Here is a 17,166-nt window from a genome sequence, read left to right as displayed (position 1 = left end):
CGTGATTAGTAATTGGTAATTAGTTCGTAGAATTTTAGCAATATGTTAAAAAAAAGCCAAAAGAATTGAGACCATGTAACAAACTAAAAAAATAGAAGTCTATTAAGTATCATCAATCAAATTACCTTAAACAGTTATTAAAATGAAATTAAAATTATTTATGTTACTTGCTTTGAGCAGTTGTATCAATTTATTTGCTCAAAGTTCTGGAAATATTTCTGGAAAAGTAGTCGACAAAAGAACTAATGAACCTTTACCTTATGTAACTATTGTTGTTAAAAGCAATGATGCTATAGTAACGGGTGGAATTACAAATGATACTGGAAATTTTGAAATTACTAAATTAGTTCCTCAAAAATACAATGTAGAAATTCAATTTATTGGTTACAAAACGCTTCTAAAAGAAGTTGACCTAACAAATAACACAAGAATAGACATGGGAACTATAGCTATTGAAGAAGATGTTGCTCAACTGGCAGGTGTGGAAGTCGTAAAAGAACGTTCTATAATGGAACAAAAAATCGACCGAAAAGTAATTAATGTGGGTAAAGATTTAATTAGCGCTGGTGCTTCTGCTGGAGAAATTATGAATAATATTCCTTCGGTTTCAGTTGATCCACAAACCAATCAAATTAGTTTAAGAGGAAATTCTAATGTTAGAATTCTAATCGATGGAAAACCAACCAACATTTCTCCTGAACAATTGTTAAAACAAATTCCTTCGGCTTCTATTAAACAAATAGAATTAATTACAAATCCATCAGCAAAATATAATCCTGAAGGAATGAGTGGTATTATTAATATTGTATTGCATAAAAATGCTAATGATGGTTTTAATGGTTCTGTTAACTCTGGAATTACCTTTGGTATAACACCAAAAGTAAACTCTTCTTTAGATTTGAATTATAAAACAGGAAAAGTAAATTTTTATGGAAATTATGGTTTCAATCATGGGAAAAATGCAAACGATGGTTTTATAAATAGTTTCGAAACTAATAATGAAAATCATCAGGATTTTAGATTCAATAATAAAAACACATCTCATTTGTTTAAAGTAGGTATGGATTATTTTATCAATGATAATAATACCATTTCTGTTTACACTACACAAAATTTATTTGATGGAGATGGATTAGGAAGAACATTTGTAGATTATAATGACATTGCTACAGCTGATATATTACAACTTTTCAATTCTAAAAATGAAAGTAATTCGCAAGCTTATAATTTTGATTATAAACACAATTTCAAAAAAGAAGGCTCAAATATTGAACTAGAAGTAAATTACAATAATAATGATAGTCCAGAGAGAACCACTTTTGACTTTCCATTAATTCCAAGTTCGACTTTAAACACAGTAGCTAATAATAACGACAATGTAATTATTAATTTAGACTATGTAAATCCATTAACAGAATCTACAAAATTAGAAACTGGTTTAGAAACTCGTATTGAAACAACCGATAATTTATTAAATGTTAATAATAATTACAATTCGAGTTTTAATTATGAAAGAAGAATTTATTCTGCCTATGCTACTTATGGAAAACAATGGAAAAAATGGAGCGCACAAGCTGGAGCAAGAGTAGAAAAGTTTGAAGCAGAAGCAGATTTCAACCAAGTAGGTAATAATCAAGCTCAATTTTCAGATAGTTTTGTAACTATTTACCCTTCAGGTTTTGTGAGTTACAATCCTAATGATAATGATTCGTTTAATTTTAGTGTTGCTAGACGTGTAGATAGAGCAAGTATTCAACAAATAAATCCTATTAGAGAATGGTCTACACCTACTATCGATTCAAAAGGTAATCCAGATTTAGATCCTCAGTTTACCAATTCTTTTGAATTAAACTATACGAGAAGAACTAAAATTGGCTCTATTACTTCTGGTTTATTTTATAGAAAAATTTATGATGAAATTAATAGATACATCTATGAAAGTCCAACAGATCCAAACAAAAACATCTTAACTTATGATAATTTCAAGGATAATGATGCTTTTGGTATGGAAATATCAGGAAATTTAAATTTCACCAAATGGTGGAGTGCTAATTTTGGAATAGATGCCTATTTTAGAAAAATAAGAGGAATTGTTGCAACCGACTATGTGGAAGCAAATACAACGATTTTTAATGCTAGAGTAAATAATAGTTTTAAAGCTACTAAAGATTTACGTTTTCAGCTTTTTGGAATGTACAGAGGAAAAGATATCAACTTACAATTTATTAGAAAACCTATGTGGAGAACAGATTTAGGAGCTAGTTATACGGTACTAAAAGGTAAAGGAACAGTTAGTGCTCGTTTCAGCGATATGTTCAAAGCTATGAAATTTAGTTTTGATGGTGATTTGCCTTACAGACAAGTAGGTGAATTTCATTGGGAAAGTCAAACCGTTTATTTAGGATTTAATTACCGTTTTGGTGGTGGTAAAAACAAAGCCTTACAACGTAAATCGAGAGATAATAATGAAACTCAAAGAAGTGGTGGAATTTTATAAAAAAGAAAAATGCGATTCAAAATTGAATCGCATTTTTTTTATGTTGAACTATCTATCCAAGTTTTTAATTTCCATTTTCCTTTTATTTTTTCAAACAAATAATCAATCATTATTCCATTATTGATACCTCTAATTTCGATAGTAGCATCCTTTTCATTAATTATAAATTTCTGATTGAAATCAATTTCTTCCGAAGGTCTAATAAAATTTAAATAAGAATATTCTTCTTTTTCAATTTCTAATTCAACCGATTCATAATTTTCATCTAAATGCATAACTTTTAAAGGAAACTTAACTCTTTCAGTCTGAAACTGATGATTTTTACTAAACATTTCTACAAAATAAAAAAAATCTTCCTCTTGGATTTCAGATACATTTTCTTGTTTGAGTTCTTCTTTCTTAATAATGTCTTTTTTAATTTCAATCTCTTTAGTTTCTTCTTTTGGTTTTTCGTTTTTACAACTAATTGAAAAGAAACAAATAGAAAAACTTATCGCAAAAAGAAACCGTTTCATCATTCTTGACAAAACAGTTAAACTTTTAATTTTATTTATCATTCTCAATTTTACCAACGAATTATTACGCTTCCCCAAGTAAATCCGCTTCCAAAAGCAGCTAAAACTACTAAATCTCCTTCTTTAATTTTTCCTTGTTCCCAAGCCTCTGTTAAAGCAATAGGAATGGAAGCTGCAGTAGTATTACCATATTTTTGAATATTATTATGCACTTGATTGTCTGTTAATTTAAATTTTTGTTGAATAAACTGAGAAATTCTCAAATTCGCTTGATGTGGAATCAACATATTGATATCTGAAACTTGTAAATTATTAGCTTGCAAACCTTCATTTATGACCTCACTAAAACGAACCACTGCATTTTTAAATACAAATTGACCGTTCATATAAGGGTAATAACTTTCGTCATTTGGATCATTATCAGCTAATATATCTAAAACCCAACGTTTTCCCATTCCAGGTGCAATTAAAGATAATTCCTCTGCATGCTGTCCTTCCGAATGCAAATGTGTTGATAGAATTCCTTTAGATAAATCTTCTTCTCTACTTAAGATAGCTGCTCCTGCTCCATCTCCAAAAATTACGGAAACTCCGCGACCACGTGTAGTCATATCTAAACCAGTAGAATGCAATTCTGAACCAATAACCAAAATGTTTTTATACATCCCAGTTTTTATAAATTGATCTGCTACAGAAATTGCATATACAAATCCCGAACATTGATTTCTTACATCTAATGCACCAATTGTTTTTAGACCTAAATCACGTTGTACTAAAACACCTGGTCCTGGAAAATAATAATCTGGACTTAAAGTTGCAAAAACAATAAAATCGATATCATCTTTATCAATTTTAGCTCTCTCAATAGCAATTTTAGCCGCTTTTACACCCATTGAAGTCGTGGTGTCTTCTCCTCTGATAACGTGTCTTCTTTCTTGAATTCCTGTACGCTCTTGAATCCATTCATCATTGGTATCCATAAGTTTAGACAAATCATCATTTGTTACAATGTTTTCAGGAACATAGTAACCTAATCCTGTTATTTTTGAATGATACATTTTTACACTTTTTATATTTTAAAGCTAGCAAATTTAATAAATTATCATTTTAAACAAATTAAGCTATCTAGTTTTTCATTAATCTCAAAAATAGACATTTTAAAATTATATTTTAACAAAATTTACAGATTTTAAGATTTTAAATTCAATATTTTTGAAAGACAAACTAATTATCCCATTTAAAATGAAATCTTTTTTTACCAGTTTATCTATTCTTTTATTGAGCATGAATGCTTTTTCGCAAGAAAATTTAAGCTATCAAAAACCCCCTCAAGAAATCCTAACACTTGCTAATTATGAAAGAGCACCAAGTGTTTCGATGGATACCAAAAAGGAATATATGTTGTTAAGTTATAGAAATACTTACAAACATCTTGATGATTTAAATCAAGAGGAAATGCGTTTAGGCGGATTGCGTATTAACCCTATAACAAATATTTCAAGTACGGTTACTTATGTAAATAATTTGAAAATTGGCAAAATAAAAGAAAAGAAAGAAACTCAAGTTATTGGATTACCTAATAATCCAAAAATCACTAATATTTCTTGGTCTCCTAATGAGAAATTTATTGCCTTTACTAATACTACAGAATCTGGTGTAGAATTATGGTATTTAGATGTTGCTACTGCAAATGCAAAAAAAATAAGTGATGCCAATTTAAATGCAAATATGGGAAATCCAGTGAGTTGGTTTAAAAATAGTAGCTCATTATTAATTAAAACGTTACCAAAAAACCGACTGACTTTAATTGATAAAAATAAAGACTTACCAAAAGGCCCTACAGTTTCAGAAAGTGAAGGAAAAGTATCTCAAAACAGAACCTATCAAGATCTATTAAAAAACAAAACTGATGAAATTAATTTTGAATCTTTAGTAACTTCAGAATTATATAGTATTGATTTGAATGGAAATAAGAAGTTATTTAAACCAGCAGCAATGTATAGTAATGAGACCTTTTCTCCTGATGGAAATTATGTTATGGTTACAACTCTTGAAAAACCTTTTTCATACATTGTTCCTTTGAATCGTTTTCCACAAACAACAATTATTTATGACATCAATGGAAAAACAATCAAAACAGTTAATGAAGTACCTTTAAATGAAATTGTTCCTAAAGGATTTATGTCAACGAGAAAAGGTAAAAGAAATATGTACTGGAGAAGTGATGCACCAGCCACTTTATATTATGTTGAAGCACTTGATGAAGGTGATCAAGCAAATGAAGTTCCTTTTAGAGATGAGTTATTTTTATGGGAAGCACCCTTTAATAATGAGCCAAAATCCTTATTAAAAATCAAACAAAGATTTGCTAATATACAATGGGGAAATAAAAACAATGCAGTTATAACTGATTACTGGTATGATACTAGAAATAGTAAAACTTATTTAATAGATCCGTCTGCTAATGGTGCAAATCCAAAATTAATTTGGGATAGAAATTACCAAGATAAATATAGCGATCCAGGCAATTTTGAAACCAAGAAAAACGAAATGGGTAGCTATGTTTTAGCTATTGAAAATAATAAAATGTATTTACTAGGTGATGGTTATACCAAAGAAGGTCAATTTCCTTTCATAGACGAATTTGACATAACAAATTTAAAGACTAAAAGAGTATATACTTCGAAACTTACTGACAAGAAAGAAGATTTATTATCAATTGAAGATATAAAAAAAGGAGAATTATTAGTGATGATTCAATCTAAAAATGAATATCCAAATTATTATTTTAGAAACTTAAAAACCAAAAAATTAACTCCTGTTACTACTTTCAAAAATCCATTTGAGAGTTTAAATAATGTGTATAAAGAAGTGATTAGCTATAAAAGAAATGATGGTGTAACACTTTCAGGAACTTTATATTTACCTGCTAATTATGACAGAATTAAAAAAGACAAAAAACTACCATTATTAATATGGGCTTATCCCGAAGAATTTAAAGACAAAAATAGTGCTGGACAAAATACTCAAAATCCAAATGACTTCACATTTCCATATTATGGTTCGTTTGTATATTGGGTAACCAGAGGTTATGCTGTTTTAGACGATGCCTCTTTTCCAATTATTGGAGAAGGAACAACCGAACCAAATGATACTTTTATACCACAATTAGTAGCTAATGCTAAAGCAGCTATTGATGCTGTAGATAATCTAGGATATATCAACAGAGAAAAAGTGGCAGTTGGTGGTCACTCTTATGGAGCATTTATGACTGCTAATTTACTAACACACTCCAATTTGTTTGCTTGTGGAATTGCTCGAAGTGGAGCTTACAATAGAACTTTAACTCCTTTTGGTTTTCAAAGTGAGCAACGTAATTATTGGGATGTTCCTGAAATATACAACACCATGTCTCCTTTTATGAATGCTTCAAAAATGAAAACACCATTACTCTTAGTCCATGGTGAAGCTGATAATAATCCTGGTACTTTTACCTTACAAACTGAACGCTATTTTCAAGCTTTAAAAGGACTAGGTGCTCCAGTAAGAATGGTACTTTTACCTAAAGAAAGTCATGGTTATGTTGCAGAAGAAAACATTTTTCATTTATTATGGGAACAAGACCAATTCTTAGAAAAACATCTAAAAAATTAATTCTTTAAAGAGATTAAAATAAAAATAGACTTGTACATTTTACAAGTCTATTTTTATTTTCAAGCCTACTTTTGTATTAAGCTCTATGCTATATTTACTCTCAAAAAAAATAATTTGTTCATTAAAAATAGATTCTATAAGGTACTTATCTCCTTTAAAATAAGATTCTTTAACTACAACTTCAAAAGTTGAGTTTGGTGAAATTTCTAGTTGATGTGGATAAACAAAGAGTTCATTTTCTTCCCACTTTATTTCATTTACTTCTCCAAATAAAGAAGCTGAATAAAAAGAACTAGGATACCTGTATATTTCTTCTGTTTGTCCTATATCAACTATTTCACCATCTTTCATTACCAATACTTGATCGCAAAATGAAAGCACATCATTAGTATCGTGAGTTGCTATAATACAAGTAATCTCTTTTTCCTTTAAATATTTAAAAATTTTTCTTCTTAAACTGTTTTTAAGAAAATTATCAATATGACTAAATGGTTCATCTAGCAATAATAACTCAGGTTCTAGAGCTAATGTTTTTGCTAAAGCCACTCGTTGTATTTGACCACCACTTAATAGTTTTGCCTTAGTATTAGCAAATGCTGTCATTTCAACAACTTCAAGTAATTCATTCACCCTTCTTGCTTTTTCTTCAGGGAAAAAATTAGACAAAAATTTGCCCACATTTTCAGCAACAGTTACATAAGGCATTAAATCAAAATCTTGTGCCAAATATTTCATATTTGGCATTCCAGGCACTAAATTAAATTTTGGCCCTAGAACCGAATTATCATTCCAAACAATAGAACCCGATTCTAAATCATGCAATCCATATACTAACTTCAACAATGTGCTTTTCCCACAACCACTCTCTCCTATAAGTGCTAAAAAATCACCTTTGGCCAAAGAAAAGCTCATCTTTTTTATTAAAGGAGTGCTTGAATAAGAAAAAGAAATATTCGATACTTTTAACATTATTTAATTAAAATTTCAACAAACTTACAAATAAAATGACTTTAATCCAGTTATCATTTAGAAACACCAAATTGTTAATAAAAAGGTCTTCATTAGGTAAAATTTAATTTATATCTTGCGACGCCCAAAATAAAAACCTATTATAATTCAAAATGACACGAAATTTTTTTACTATTAGTTTAATTTTATCCTTTTTTTTATTTTCAAATTCTTCAAAAGCACAATTCGGTATCGAGATTAATTATGGATTGAATGGTGTATTACAACCAAGTATCAATAATTTTTCACACTTTGGAGGTGGAATCTTATATGATTTTGATGAGTCATTTGGAGCCAAATTAGATTTTGGTTCAGACCAATTTAGATCAAGAAATGATTTTTTCAATAAAGAAACAGGAATAAACATTACAAGAATTTCATTACAAGCAACAGCTAATATTTCTGACTTAATCGACCCAACTAGCCTTTATAGCTCTTTTAATTTATCTGCGCATGCAGGAGGTGGTTATTCCTTTATTAAATCTACAGAATATTCTAACGCAGACAATACAGTAAATGCTATTATTGGTTTAACACCAAAAATCAAGATATCACAAGGATTGTATTTTGCAATTGATACTTCCGTAATTTTTAATTTATCACAACATTATGGTTTTGATGGTCAATTTACTTATCAAGACTATCCAAATTCTATTACAGGAATTATGTACAATATTACTGGAGGAATTGTTTATAAATTTGACGAGTATTATTAATATACTAATTAGATTAATACCATAAAAAAGGAGATTGTTTTTAAAAACAATCTCCTTTTTTATTAGCCAATCAAAATTATGTTTTTAATTTTGAGACTCTTTTTTAGCATCTTCAATCATTTTTTCATTAGCAACAATAGCAAATTCAACACGTCTATTTTTACTTCTTCCTGCATCTGATTCATTATCTGCAATTGGATCAGCTTCTCCCATACCTTTTATTACAAATCTTGAAGAAGAAATTCCTTTTTGTGTCATATAATTTTTCACACTTGTAGCTCGTTGTTGTGACAAACTTAAATTATAATCATCAGCACCTTTACTATCAGTATAACCAAAAATGGTAATATCTGTATCTGCATAATCTTTAAAAACTGGTACTAATTTATCTAAGTTTTGTTTTGCTAAAGGAGTTAATGTCGCTTTGTTAAACTCAAAATTTACAGAACTCTCTCCTAAAACTAATTGTATTCCTTCTCCTACCCTCTTAACTTCTGCTCCAGGCAAAGCAGTCTCTATTTCTCTAGCTTGCTTATCCATTTTGTTTCCAATAACACCACCAGCAACACCACCTACTACACCACCAATTACCGCTCCAAGTGCTCCATTACCACCTTTTCCTATATTGTTACCTAAAACACCTCCAATTATAGCTCCACCAACTGCACCAATAGCAGCACCTCTTTGTGTTTTATTTGTATTCTTAACTGCATTACAACTATTAAATACTATTAATGAACACATTAAAAGTATTAATACTATCGATTTAGATTTTTTCATATTTTTTAAAATTTAATTATTTCTTATAAATTGATATACTACATTAGTACTTTTTCCACCCACATTTATAGTATCTATTAATTGAAACGAATTTTCTGTTACATTAGTAACTGTTAAAACATATCCTATATCCATCTTTTTCGCCTTCACTCCTTCTAAAAATTTCATTACTAACTTCCCATCTTTATTGATATACCAAGTTATTGGTGAATTATAGCCACTACATCCTCCTTTAGTTAGTCTCATTTCTCCTTTATTATTATTTGAAACAAAACTCCATTCACTTCCCACAAAACATTGAGAATCTTCAATGTTAAAAGAAGTTACTTTAATATATTCAGAACCAAGATAATCAACCGAAGATATGCTCCAATTTCCTTTTAAAGCCACTTCCGTTTTCATATCTAGCTTAGTTCCAACAGGTGAATTTGATTTACACGAGACTAGCATTACAACTAAACTCATTACAATTAGCATTTTTTTCATATTAATATTTTTATATTTCTTTTACAAATGTAAATCTATTTCTTAATATTTTTTTTACATAATCTCATTTTTCCCTTGTAAAATTTCCATTCAGCCAATTTGTCAGTTTACATAAATTGGTATTCCTTTTGACTAAGAATTAACACAAAATGTATAATTAAAAAATCATAAATATGTCTAGTGGAAAAATTAATGTATCAGTAGAAAACATCTTCCCTTTAATTAAAAAGTTTTTGTACAGTGATCACGAAATTTTCTTACGTGAACTTATCTCAAATGCAACCGATGCAACCTTAAAATTAAAACATTTAACAAGCATAGGTGAAGCTGCAGTCGAATATGGCAATCCAAAAATTAATGTTAAAATTGATAAAGAAGGAAAAAAACTTCATATCATAGATCAAGGTTTAGGAATGACCATTGAAGAAGTTGAAAAATACATCAACCAAATTGCTTTTTCTGGTGCAGAAGAATTTTTAGAGAAATACAAAGATTCTGCCAAAGATTCAGGTGTAATTGGACATTTTGGTTTAGGATTTTACTCCGCTTTTATGGTTGCTTCAAAAGTAGAAATCATTACTAAATCATTTAAAGACGAACCAGCTGCTCATTGGACATGTGATGGTAGTCCAGAATTCACATTAGTATCACATGACAAAACAGAAAGAGGAACAGAAATTATTCTTCATATTGCTGAAGATTCATTAGAATTTTTAGAAGAAGGAAAAATTAGAGGTTTACTAACAAAATATAATAAGTTCATGCCTATTCCAATTGTATTTGGAACTAAGCAAGAAGCGTTACCAAAACCAGAAGATGCTCCAGAAGATTACAAAACAGAATACAAAGAGGTTGAAAATATCATTAACAATCCTAATCCAGCCTGGACAAAACAACCAACGGATTTAAAAGATGAAGATTATAAAAGTTTTTACCGTGAATTGTATCCAATGCAATTTGAAGAACCTTTATTCCACATTCATTTAAATGTTGATTATCCGTTTAACTTAACTGGTATTTTATATTTCCCAAAATTAGCACCAGATTTACAAATTCAGAAAGATAAAATTCAGTTGTACCAAAATCAAGTTTTTGTAACGGATAATGTAGATGGAATTGTTCCAGAATTTTTAACGATGCTAAAAGGTGTTATCGATTCACCAGATATTCCATTAAATGTTTCTCGTTCCTATTTACAAGCAGACGGAAATGTAAAGAAAATATCAAATTATATTACTCGTAAAGTTTCCGATAAGTTAAAATCATTATTCAGTGAAAACCGAGAAGATTTTCAAGCAAAATGGAATGATATCAAGATTGTTTTAGAATATGGAATGCTTTCAGAACCAAAATTCTATGAAAAAGCGGGTGATTTTGTGTTATATCCAACGATTGATAATAAATATTTCACTTTAGCTGAATTAAAAGAAAAACTAAAAGACACACAAACCGATAAAGACGGAAAGTTAGTTATTCTTTATGCTTCAAATAAAGAAACGCAACACAGTTATATTGAAACTGCCAAAGAAAAAGGATACGAAGTATTATTATTAGATAGTCCAATTGTTTCGCATTTGATTCAAAAATTAGAATCAGATAATGAAAACCTAACTTTTGCACGTGTAGACGGAGATGTAATTGAGAAATTAATTCAGAAAGAAGAAAATCAAATTTCTAAATTATCGGATGACGAAAAAGAAAGTTTAAAAACCGTTCTTGAAACTATTGTTCCAAAACAAACATATACAGTTCAATTAGAAGCTATGGATAGCAAATCGGCTCCATTTATGATTACGCAACCCGAATTCATGAGAAGAATGAAAGAAATGAGTCAATCTGGTGGTGGTGGAATGTTTGGAATGGGTAATTTACCTGAAATGTACAATTTAGTAGTAAATACAAATTCTGAATTAGCTACTTCAATTTTAAGTACTGAAAACGAAGATGCAAAAGCTAACTTAGTAAAACAAGCCCTAGATTTAGCTAAATTATCTCAAGGTTTATTAAAAGGAGAAGAATTGACTTCTTTTGTAAAACGTAGTTTTGAAACGCTTCGCTAAGAAGAAAGAGAAAAAAATAAAGAAAATAGAAAATAGAAAATAGAAAAACCTGCAAATGATATTTGCAGGTTTTTTTTTTAACCTATCTAAACAATACTATAAATCATAAAATAATGCGAGATACTTCCTCCTAAAACAAATAAATGCCAAATAAAATGTCCATAAGGAATTCTTTTTGAAGCATAAAAGATAGTTCCTAATGTATAAAAAACACCTCCAATTGCCATATAAGTTAAAGCTTCTGTAGAAAGTAAATTCATCAACTCATTTAATTCTGCAACTACTAACCAGCCCATTATTAGGTACATAATCAATGATAATTTTTCTACTTTACCTGTTAAAAATAACTTCATTACCAATCCAATACCTGCAATACTCCAAATCACAAAAAACAATCGCCAACCTGTCGTTTGTTCTAATGTTATTAAACATATTGGTGTATAAGTTCCTGCTATAAGAAGAAAAATACCTATGTGATCAAAAATTTGAGCTTTTTTCTTCTTCTTTTCATGTTCTAAAGCATGATAAACAGTTGATGCTGTATATAAAGCAATCAAACAAAATCCATAAATCCAAATACTTAATGTACTAAAATGATTTACTTCTCTATTTTTTAACAACAAAAATACCAATCCAAAAATCCCTAATACAATACCAAATCCATGTGAAATTGTATTTAAAAATTCTTCCTTATTTTTGACTTTCGCTACCATTACAAAAAATAATTATTTATCAGATTAAAGATACTAAAAATCACATGAAAGAAAAACCTATTTTATATTTTAAAAATGATACAGAATGGAGAGAATGGTTACATGACAATCATAATTCATATAACGGTGTTTATTTAATTTTCTTTAAAGTAGCTAGTGAAACAGAAAGTATGCGATGGGAAGAAGCTGTTAAAGTAGCCATTTGTTATGGTTGGATAGATTCAACTGTTAAAAAACTAGATGAAGAAAGAAGACAACAACTTTTTACTCCTAGAAAAGACAAAAGTGTGTGGAGTAAATTAAACAAAACGTACATTGAAGATTTAATTGAAGTAGGTTTAATGCATGAAAGTGGTCTAAAAAAAGTTGAAACGGCAAAACAAAATGGTAGTTGGGAAAGTTTAGACAGTGTAGAAAATTTAGAAATTCCAACAGATTTACAAGAAGCTTTTAAAAACAATGAGTTAGCTTATGCCAATTATCAAAATTTCAGTAAATCATATCGTAAAAACTATTTATATTGGTTAAACCAAGCAAAAAGAGAAACAACTAGACAAGTGAGAATTAGCCAAATAATAGAACTTTGCGAGAAAAATATTAAGTCAAGATAAACAATAGTCATTTTTAAATTATAAAAAGTAATCCAAATCAAAACTTTAACAAATTCTATATTTTTATTGTAAAATCAATTTAAAAAAACTCAATAAATTTGTAACAACAAACAAACAGATCAAGCATGATAGAACCGTCTAAATTAAATTTTTTAGACGGTTTTGTTTTTTTAATCTATCTTGATATTAATTGGTCTTGTACTATTTAACTTACTTTGCATTTACTTCACATTCCTAAATTACTCTTTTAATCAAAAAGAGTAGTTTGTAAACACTTTCTAATTACTACTTTTATTTTCTAAATTGTTAAATAAAAAGAATCATTAAAATAAAAATGATAAATGTTTATATTTGAAAAACAAATGAAAGCATAATGAAAAAAAACATTGTATTTATCTTATTAGTAGTATTTGCAATTCCATCCATTATTTTTAGCCAAGAAGTAAAAAAATCATTTTCTATAGGAGAAACGGTTACAATCTCATCGAAAATTCTTTCTCAAGATCGCATTTTAAACATTTACTTACCTGAAGGCTATACTAAAAATGATTCCATTCCTTATCCTGTAATTTATTTATTAGATGGTTCTATTACTGAAGATTTTTTGCATGTAACTGGCTTGGTTCAATTTTTTAATCTTCAATTAGGTATGCCAAAGACTATAGTTGTAGGAATTGCAAATGGAGATAGAAAACACGATTTTACGTTTCCAACAGAAATTGCTGACTTAAAAAAAGAGTATCCAACAACTGGTGGTTCAGAGAAATTCATTCGTTTTATAGAGGAAGAACTTCAGCCATTCATAGCAAACAATTATAAAATTTCAGATAAAAAATATCTACTAGGACAATCTTTAGGTGGATTATTAGCAACTGAAATTTTATTCAAAAAAACAGAATTGTTTACACATTACTTCATCATAAGCCCAAGTTTATGGTGGGATGATCAATCTTTATTACATAATGCATCTAATTATCTGTCAAAAATTAAAAAGCCTGTTTATGTCTATCTTGCTGTAGGTGAAGAACATAATATAATGGTTAAAGACACTAAAACTTTAGCATCGGAATTAAAAAAGCATCCCAATAACATTGTTTCAAATTTCATTTTTTTTCCGAAAGAAAATCATACCACTATTTTACACAACAGTCTGTACCAAGCTTTTTTACTTGAATTTCCTTATAAAGAACAAAAATAAACATATATGTATAAATTATTATCCCTAGTTATTATTTGCAACATTTCAATCCTATTTGGACAAAAAGGAAACACAACACCAGCATTTGACTTTTTAATACAGTATGCAAACTGTAGAGATTTTGCTATCTCAAAGAATCAAAACGAAATTTATTTTACGCTTCAAAGTTCAAACGGAGATGTATCTAGAATTTTATGTGCAAAAAAAATAAAAAACAAATGGAGTAAACCACAATTAGTTTCTTTTACTACTAATCATAGAGACATTGAACCCTTTTTAAGTCACGATGATTTACGATTATATTTTGCTTCAGACAGACCTTTAAATGATTCTGTTACAAAAAGTAAAGATTATGATATTTGGTACGTAGAACGAAAAACTATAAATGAGAATTGGTCAAAACCCATCAATTTAGGCTTGCCAATAAACACTGAAAAAGATGAATTTTATCCTTCTGTAGCTCTAAATGGTAATTTATATTATACTTCTGATAATGAAAATTCTCTTGGTAAAGATGACATTTTTGTAAGTTATTGGAAAGATAACAGTTATACAAATCCTATAAATTTAGGAACAGCAATTAACAGTAATGGTTATGAATTTAATGCATTTATTGCTCCAGATGAAAACTTTTTAATTTTCACAGGTTACAACAGAAAAGAAGGATTAGGTAGCGGTGATCTTTACATAAGTTATAAAAACAAAGAAGGAAATTGGCAAACTGCAACTAACTTAGGAGATCAAATTAACTCTTCAGCAATGGATTATTGTCCTTTTTATGATACTACTACTGGTATATTATATTTTACAAGTAAAATGAATTTGGTTACCAATAAACCTTTTAAAACCCTTGAAGAATTTGAAGAAGAAATTAATAAATATGAGAATGGTTTCAGTAGAATTTACAAATCTAATTTAAAATTATAATGAATCTTCAGCCCTTTCTTACAAATGAATTAGTTAGTTTAAAACCTTTGGAAGAAGCAGATTTTGAAGCATTATTTACTGTAGCATCTGATAAACTACTTTGGGAACAACACCCTAATAATGACAGATATAAAAGAGAAGTCTTTCAAGATTTTTTTCAAAAAGCAATAGAATCTAAAGGCGCATTTATTATTATTGACAAGGTTACTAATAACATCATTGGCTCTTCGCGTTTTTATGATTTAGACAGCAATAAAAGCACACTAGTTATAGGATTTACATTCCTAGCAAGATCCTATTGGGGAACAAACTACAATAGTGCTATAAAAAAATTAATGTTAGATTATGCTTTCCAATATGTAAATGCTGTTCATTTTCATGTAGCGAAAAGCAATTTTCGCTCTCAAAAAGCTATGATTAAATTAGGAGGAAAAATAATTGGTTATTCAACATCTAATCAAGGTATTGAAGGAAATCCTATTTATGAAATTAAAAAAAGTAATTGGTTACCTTCCTAAAACTGGCATGTTTATTGAAAAAGATTATGAATGTTAAAAAAATTAACATTTAGATTAAACCTTTTTAACTTTTTTAAATCTTATATATAAAACACTAATACTTTGAATTATGAAAAAAACAAATCTTTTAGTACTAACAATCTTATCTATTTTAAGTCTTACCTTTTATTCTTGTGATAAAGAAGATCAAGAAACCAATACGGTAGATCAAGAATTACTTGTTGCGAATGGTCAAATTGATTTTTCAAATGAACTTGATTTTAATTTGGGGTTAGATGTTGCAACAGAAAACAATAGTTATTCAAGTAGAACAGAAAATACTCAAATGTCTTTTCCTCAATGTGCCAATTTAAGTGTAAATGACCCAACTCCAGGGGTTTTTCCAAAAATATTCACTATTGACTTTGGAACGAGTTGTTTAGACAACGGTATTTTACGATCAGGAATTATAACAATTACTTTTGATGATTATTTTACAAATTATGGTAGTAAAATGACAATTGAAAGAACTAATTACTACGTAAACGGAAGAAAGATAGAAGGAACAGTTGTTTATGAAAACCAAACTACTGATTCACAAGTACCAAAATGGACAAGAACAGTTACAAATGGTAAATTAATTACTATTACAGGAAATGAGTTTACTTTTTCTGGAACTAGAACCGTTCAACAAACAGCTGGTGTAAGCACTTTAACTTTAGGAGATAATATTTATGAAGTTTTATCTGGCACTCACACTGTAAACAGACCAAATGGAACTTCTTTAACAGTTACAGTTGTTGAACCACTAATTAAAAAATATGCTTGTAATTATATTTCTCAAGGTCAACTTGATTTACAAGGTAGTTTCTTAGATGGTATTTTAGATTATGGAGATAACACTTGTGACAATCAAGCTTCCTATACACATTCAAACGGTGTGGTTTATACTATTTCACTTTAAAAATTAGCATCATGTGTTAAAACAAAAAGACAAAGAAGATAATAATTTCACAAAAATCGCTAATCCTTTTTTAAATTTGATTAGCGATTCTTTTTTGTTTGCTTAAATTTTAACGACCTTTGATTTTTTTGTAATTATCACTTATGAATTTATCTATTGAAACTCCTGCTCTTCTATTTTCTGCTACTTCTTTAATTCTTTTAGCTTACACCAATCGTTTTCTAACCATTGCTCAAATTATTAGAAGTCTAAAAAAAACATACGATGAAGAAGAAAACAAGCTTATATTACTTGAAATTAAAAATTTAAACTTAAGATTAACACTTATAAGATACATGCAATTATTTGGAGTAATGTGTCTGTTCTTATCAGTCTTTGCTATGCTTCTTTTATTCATAGGACATCAACTAATAGGAATTTATTTATTTGGGTTGTCCTTATTAAGCCTACTTACTTCTTTAGGTCTTTCTTTCTGGGAAATTAGTATTTCTGTAAAGGCTTTACGCCTACATCTTAGCGATTTAAAAGATAAATAAATGT

General features: G+C 28.7%; 16 protein-coding genes. 10 read left to right on the top strand and 6 right to left on the bottom strand.

The annotated features are described in order from the left end of the window. Positions 1-142: 142 nt before the first annotated feature. A complete protein-coding gene (locus tag ACULEV_RS03380) occupies positions 143-2,497 on the top strand; it encodes a TonB-dependent receptor domain-containing protein (RefSeq protein WP_445457267.1) in 2,355 nt (784 codons plus the stop codon). Between the two features lie 38 nt (positions 2,498-2,535). On the opposite strand, the gene ACULEV_RS03375 is transcribed toward ACULEV_RS03380, so the two are convergent. Both ACULEV_RS03375 and ACULEV_RS03370 read right to left on the bottom strand, forming a co-directional pair. Beyond that, positions 2,536-3,054 (bottom strand): DUF4348 domain-containing protein, encoded by a 519-nt coding sequence (locus ACULEV_RS03375; protein WP_445457266.1) that lies wholly within the window; start codon positions 3,052-3,054, stop codon positions 2,536-2,538. An 8-nt stretch (positions 3,055-3,062) separates the two neighbouring features. Then, the gene (locus tag ACULEV_RS03370) at positions 3,063-4,070 is read right to left on the bottom strand and encodes a 3-oxoacyl-ACP synthase III family protein (protein WP_445457265.1); all 1,008 of its coding nucleotides are present in this window, start codon (positions 4,068-4,070) and stop codon (positions 3,063-3,065) included. Between the two features lie 184 nt (positions 4,071-4,254). Between ACULEV_RS03370 and ACULEV_RS03365 the strand changes: the two genes are divergently transcribed. Then, positions 4,255-6,666: a prolyl oligopeptidase family serine peptidase gene (locus ACULEV_RS03365; RefSeq protein WP_445457264.1), complete on the top strand. Its 2,412-nt coding sequence runs from the start codon at positions 4,255-4,257 to the stop codon at positions 6,664-6,666. Positions 6,667-6,705: 39 nt separating this feature from the next. Here ACULEV_RS03365 and ACULEV_RS03360 read toward each other — a convergent pair whose 3' ends face one another. Then, positions 6,706-7,635 (bottom strand): ABC transporter ATP-binding protein, encoded by a 930-nt coding sequence (locus tag ACULEV_RS03360; RefSeq protein WP_445457263.1) that lies wholly within the window; start codon positions 7,633-7,635, stop codon positions 6,706-6,708. Positions 7,636-7,787: 152 nt separating this feature from the next. Here ACULEV_RS03360 and ACULEV_RS03355 point away from each other — a divergent pair, with 152 nt between their 5' ends. Further along, complete coding sequence (locus tag ACULEV_RS03355; protein ID WP_445457262.1) at positions 7,788-8,390, top strand: hypothetical protein; 603 nt, start codon at positions 7,788-7,790, stop codon at positions 8,388-8,390. Between the two features lie 84 nt (positions 8,391-8,474). Here ACULEV_RS03355 and ACULEV_RS03350 read toward each other — a convergent pair whose 3' ends face one another. Continuing rightward, positions 8,475-9,170, bottom strand: coding sequence for an OmpA family protein (locus tag ACULEV_RS03350; RefSeq protein ID WP_445457261.1), 696 nt, complete (start codon positions 9,168-9,170; stop codon positions 8,475-8,477). A 12-nt stretch (positions 9,171-9,182) separates the two neighbouring features. After that, positions 9,183-9,656 carry a lipocalin family protein gene (locus ACULEV_RS03345; RefSeq protein WP_445457260.1) on the bottom strand — a complete coding sequence of 158 codons (474 nt, stop codon included), beginning with the start codon at positions 9,654-9,656 and terminating at the stop codon, positions 9,183-9,185. Positions 9,657-9,829: 173 nt separating this feature from the next. Here ACULEV_RS03345 and htpG point away from each other — a divergent pair, with 173 nt between their 5' ends. Next, on the top strand, positions 9,830-11,716 hold the full coding sequence (gene htpG, locus ACULEV_RS03340; RefSeq protein ID WP_445457259.1) for a molecular chaperone HtpG: 1,887 nt from the start codon (positions 9,830-9,832) through the stop codon (positions 11,714-11,716). A gap of 86 nt (positions 11,717-11,802) precedes the next feature. Here the strand turns inward: htpG and trhA are convergent, their stop codons facing one another. Then, a complete protein-coding gene (gene trhA / locus ACULEV_RS03335) occupies positions 11,803-12,429 on the bottom strand; it encodes a PAQR family membrane homeostasis protein TrhA (protein WP_445457258.1) in 627 nt (208 codons plus the stop codon). 44 nt (positions 12,430-12,473) lie between these two features. On the opposite strand from trhA, the gene ACULEV_RS03330 reads away from it, so the two are divergent. The 6 genes from ACULEV_RS03330 (at position 12,474) to ACULEV_RS03305 (ending at position 17,162) form a co-directional block, all read left to right on the top strand. Next, on the top strand, positions 12,474-13,040 hold the full coding sequence (locus ACULEV_RS03330; RefSeq protein WP_445457257.1) for a YdeI/OmpD-associated family protein: 567 nt from the start codon (positions 12,474-12,476) through the stop codon (positions 13,038-13,040). A gap of 373 nt (positions 13,041-13,413) precedes the next feature. Then, entirely contained in the window at positions 13,414-14,238 is an 825-nt protein-coding gene (locus ACULEV_RS03325) for an alpha/beta hydrolase (RefSeq protein WP_445457256.1), read from the top strand. Positions 14,239-14,244: 6 nt separating this feature from the next. Continuing rightward, positions 14,245-15,165 (top strand): hypothetical protein, encoded by a 921-nt coding sequence (locus ACULEV_RS03320; RefSeq protein ID WP_445457255.1) that lies wholly within the window; start codon positions 14,245-14,247, stop codon positions 15,163-15,165. Continuing rightward, the gene (locus ACULEV_RS03315; protein WP_445457254.1) at positions 15,165-15,683 is read left to right on the top strand and encodes a GNAT family N-acetyltransferase; all 519 of its coding nucleotides are present in this window, start codon (positions 15,165-15,167) and stop codon (positions 15,681-15,683) included. Before ACULEV_RS03320 ends, ACULEV_RS03315 begins: the two co-directional genes overlap by 1 nt. Before the next feature lie 109 nt (positions 15,684-15,792). Continuing rightward, on the top strand, positions 15,793-16,626 hold the full coding sequence (locus ACULEV_RS03310; protein ID WP_445457253.1) for a hypothetical protein: 834 nt from the start codon (positions 15,793-15,795) through the stop codon (positions 16,624-16,626). Between the two features lie 143 nt (positions 16,627-16,769). Further along, entirely contained in the window at positions 16,770-17,162 is a 393-nt protein-coding gene (locus tag ACULEV_RS03305; protein WP_445457252.1) for a DUF2721 domain-containing protein, read from the top strand. Positions 17,163-17,166: the final 4 nt, after the last annotated feature.

Source organism: Flavobacterium sp. HNIBRBA15423 (genome assembly GCF_052655965.1).
The sequence above is the reverse complement of the archived record's forward strand: the minus strand, read 5'-3'. Positions and strand labels throughout refer to the sequence as shown.

What these genes read in the sequence shown, in the direction of transcription:
- ACULEV_RS03380 (WP_445457267.1), top strand. Translation starts at nt 143, where the DNA reads ATGAAATTAAAATTATTTATGTTACTTGCTTTGAGCAGTTGTATCAAT.
- ACULEV_RS03375 (WP_445457266.1), bottom strand. Translation starts at nt 3,054, where the DNA reads ATGATAAATAAAATTAAAAGTTTAACTGTTTTGTCAAGAATGATGAAA.
- ACULEV_RS03370 (WP_445457265.1), bottom strand. Translation starts at nt 4,070, where the DNA reads ATGTATCATTCAAAAATAACAGGATTAGGTTACTATGTTCCTGAAAAC.
- ACULEV_RS03365 (WP_445457264.1), top strand. Translation starts at nt 4,255, where the DNA reads ATGAAATCTTTTTTTACCAGTTTATCTATTCTTTTATTGAGCATGAAT.
- ACULEV_RS03360 (WP_445457263.1), bottom strand. Translation starts at nt 7,635, where the DNA reads ATGTTAAAAGTATCGAATATTTCTTTTTCTTATTCAAGCACTCCTTTA.
- ACULEV_RS03355 (WP_445457262.1), top strand. Translation starts at nt 7,788, where the DNA reads ATGACACGAAATTTTTTTACTATTAGTTTAATTTTATCCTTTTTTTTA.
- ACULEV_RS03350 (WP_445457261.1), bottom strand. Translation starts at nt 9,170, where the DNA reads ATGAAAAAATCTAAATCGATAGTATTAATACTTTTAATGTGTTCATTA.
- ACULEV_RS03345 (WP_445457260.1), bottom strand. Translation starts at nt 9,656, where the DNA reads ATGAAAAAAATGCTAATTGTAATGAGTTTAGTTGTAATGCTAGTCTCG.
- htpG (WP_445457259.1), top strand. Translation starts at nt 9,830, where the DNA reads ATGTCTAGTGGAAAAATTAATGTATCAGTAGAAAACATCTTCCCTTTA.
- trhA (WP_445457258.1), bottom strand. Translation starts at nt 12,429, where the DNA reads ATGGTAGCGAAAGTCAAAAATAAGGAAGAATTTTTAAATACAATTTCA.
- ACULEV_RS03330 (WP_445457257.1), top strand. Translation starts at nt 12,474, where the DNA reads ATGAAAGAAAAACCTATTTTATATTTTAAAAATGATACAGAATGGAGA.
- ACULEV_RS03325 (WP_445457256.1), top strand. Translation starts at nt 13,414, where the DNA reads ATGAAAAAAAACATTGTATTTATCTTATTAGTAGTATTTGCAATTCCA.
- ACULEV_RS03320 (WP_445457255.1), top strand. Translation starts at nt 14,245, where the DNA reads ATGTATAAATTATTATCCCTAGTTATTATTTGCAACATTTCAATCCTA.
- ACULEV_RS03315 (WP_445457254.1), top strand. Translation starts at nt 15,165, where the DNA reads ATGAATCTTCAGCCCTTTCTTACAAATGAATTAGTTAGTTTAAAACCT.
- ACULEV_RS03310 (WP_445457253.1), top strand. Translation starts at nt 15,793, where the DNA reads ATGAAAAAAACAAATCTTTTAGTACTAACAATCTTATCTATTTTAAGT.
- ACULEV_RS03305 (WP_445457252.1), top strand. Translation starts at nt 16,770, where the DNA reads ATGAATTTATCTATTGAAACTCCTGCTCTTCTATTTTCTGCTACTTCT.